This window comes from Streptococcus thoraltensis DSM 12221, assembly GCF_000380145.1.
Taxonomy (GTDB): Bacteria; Bacillota; Bacilli; order Lactobacillales; family Streptococcaceae; genus Streptococcus; species Streptococcus thoraltensis.
Genome location: NZ_KB904618.1, coordinates 1 through 2,873, shown reverse-complemented (window position 1 = coordinate 2,873; position 2,873 = coordinate 1). Strand labels below are relative to the sequence as shown.

Genomic DNA, 2,873 nt, shown 5'->3' with positions numbered 1-2,873 from the left:
AATAGAATTCCTAGGAAATCTTTAAATTATCGAACACCATATCAGGTTTTTCTGAGTTACGTAAAATGTCTAGCTTAATTTGACAATTTGGGTTTGAAAAAACTTTGGCAGCCCTTTTGGTAATCTTTTCAGACTTGTTTTTCTTAGGGTGAAAATGAGGTGGAAAAATAAATTCAAGTTGAACAAAAAATGAGCATCAAAAAGGAAGAAAGGTAAATGAAGTTCATCCAAAATTCATGTCGTTATTAAATAATAGACCTTGTACTGACAATGTCAACTGCCGTACCTTACCCCTAAAATCTGACTGTAACTCTTTGCGAGTTCAGATAGTGTCTACAAGACGATCGCCTAAATCGAATCATCGGTAAAGGTCAGAGTGATACTTTCGAAGTGAACATTCGATTTTATTTTTGAGAAAGTTCCTAAACCTCTAGCAACTAAAATAAATATCTTGCGATGATAATTAAAAGGGACTAAATAGCTTTTTTAAAACCTTTTATCCCCCTAGTCCGAAACCAAGTCTACCCATGTTTTATGGGCGAACACATCTTTGGTATAGTTTTTAACTATATATCTGCTTAAATAATAAGAATTTTTCAAAAATAATATCTCATGTTAGACTAGGTGTATCTTAAATTTGGAGGAGATTAGATGATGAGATTGAAAAAATGGTTAAATTTTGGAACGATTGCAGTTGCTTCAGCATTTCTCTTGACGGCCTGTGGCTCAAAATCTGCCGATGAAAATGTTGTGGTCAAAGTAGGAACAATGGCAAAAAGTGATTCTGAGGAAGCACGTTGGAACAAGGTTGAAGAATTACTTAAAGATAAACATGTAACTATCAAATACACTGAATTTACGGATTACTCCCAACCTAATAAAGCTCTTGAAAATGATGAAATTGACATCAATGCTTTCCAGCATTATAATTTCTTAAACGAGTGGAATAAGAAGCATAAAACAGACCTTGTAGGTATTGCAGAAACTTACATTACAGCATTTCGTCTCTATTCTGGAACTGAAGGGGGCAAAAATAAATACACTGATGTCAAAGATATTCCAAACAAAGGCACGATCGTTATCCCTAACGATACTGTCAATGAAAGTCGTGCCCTTTACCTCTTGCAATCAGCTGGTTTGATTAAATTAGGGGTGTCAGGTGACACTTTTGCTACGCTTGACGATGTGACTAAAAATGAAAAGACTTTAGATATTGTAGAAGTTGATGCAGCACAGACAGCTCGTCAATTACAGTCTGCAGATGCAGCAGTTATCAATAATGACTTTGTTGTAGAAGCAGGTATTGACCCAAGTAAGGCTATTTTTATCGAGCCTAAGGGTGACAACGCTAAACAATGGTATAATCTTATTGTAGCGAAGAAAGATTGGAAAAAATCCCAAAAGGCTGACGCCATCCAAGCCGTTTTAGATGCTTATCAGACTGATGAAGTGAAAAAAGTCATCAAAGAAAGTTCAGAAGGTCTTGATGAGCCAGTTTGGTAAGATTAAATGATAGCAAAAAAGGTAATGAGTCCAATTGGCTCATTACCTTTTCTTAATCTAATCTTTTTTACGGTTAAAAGGTATCACATTTTTGACGTTTTCAAATGTATCAGAGATTGCTTGATTTCGTTCAACAGTTCGCCGTGTTTCTTCATCGATTAATTCTTGACTGGCATTGATGATATCCAAATCGACGTAGTAGAGTTTAACCAGGTAACCTTTTGGCTGCTTGCCAGACTTTGGAAACATTTGGACAACTTCATTTTCACGCGCCCTTGCATATTTTTTCGCAGGTTTAGCAGGAATACTAGAAACCACAAATCCTTGATTTTCCAGATGTTGCCGTGCTTCATCAAGAGTCAAATTAACCACATTATCAATCTTTACTAAGGACATCTGACGTTCATGGCGTTGTTCCATGTGTTTTTCGATAATTGGTCGTCCATTTTCAATCGTTTTACTGATGATAGCGGTTGTGTCAGGAATAATGGAAAATAAACGACCAACCGAACTTAACTTTCTTGGCATTTTTAGTTTTGTTTTTACCATAATACATACTCCTCGAGGTCTAATATAACCCTATTATATCAAAAATTAAATCAAAGCTATCTCTCCAACCTTACAAAATTGTAAGGATACTTTTTTTAATTGTAAGGTTATAGGAAGACTAAAATTGCTAAACTAATAGTATCAAAAGAAAGGAGACATTATACTAGTCCTGAAAGGTAGGAAAAAATTATTAGAGAAGGATGGACGATTTGGACTCATATGCTTGAGATAACGATTGAAATCTTAGTGTCGTTAAGGCTAAGAAAGCGTTGAAAAATGCTAGTTCTTACAAGAAAGCAAGAGAAATTCTGAAGCCTTTTCAAAAGCAATATTCTCAATTTTGTTGAAGAAAAATACAATCACAATCTATTATCAGACGACTTGATAATGATATTGTTTTAATTAAACGTCCCCTTGTCATTTCAAGCAGATTACAAAAAGGTACACTAACTGTTTGAATCATTTCGTATCAACGTCTGATTTTAAAGGAGTTATCTTGATTCATCAGACAACACGGGAGGCAATACGCTACCAATGCCTATCAGCAATCTTACCAGATGGTAAACTTTTTTCGACTATTAACAAATACAGTCAAATCAATTCATTTACCTTAAATAATAATACCGTCAGTAGCTAGGACACGATAGAATCAATCGATCCAGCCCATAACAGCTATTGTGATGAATAAAAAAACAGCTCCATCCGCTGAAATAGTTGTTTTATCTTCCCAAATTGTCAAATTAAGCTAGACATTTTACGTAACTCAGAAAAACCTGATATGGTGTTCGATAATTTAAAGATTTCCTAGGAATTCTATTTCG

At 34.8% G+C, this 2,873-nt stretch carries 2 protein-coding genes; one reads left to right on the top strand and one right to left on the bottom strand.

Annotated elements, in window-relative coordinates; genetic code table 11:
* Nucleotides 1–654: 654 nt before the first annotated feature.
* Nucleotides 655–1,503 (top strand): MetQ/NlpA family ABC transporter substrate-binding protein, encoded by an 849-nt coding sequence (locus A3IA_RS0108090; protein WP_026217631.1) that lies wholly within the window; start codon nucleotides 655–657, stop codon nucleotides 1,501–1,503.
* A gap of 57 nt (nucleotides 1,504–1,560) precedes the next feature.
* Here A3IA_RS0108090 and A3IA_RS0108085 read toward each other — a convergent pair whose 3' ends face one another.
* Complete coding sequence (locus tag A3IA_RS0108085) at nucleotides 1,561–2,052, bottom strand: PASTA domain-containing protein (protein WP_018380824.1); 492 nt, start codon at nucleotides 2,050–2,052, stop codon at nucleotides 1,561–1,563.
* Between the last annotated feature and the right edge of the window lie 821 nt (nucleotides 2,053–2,873).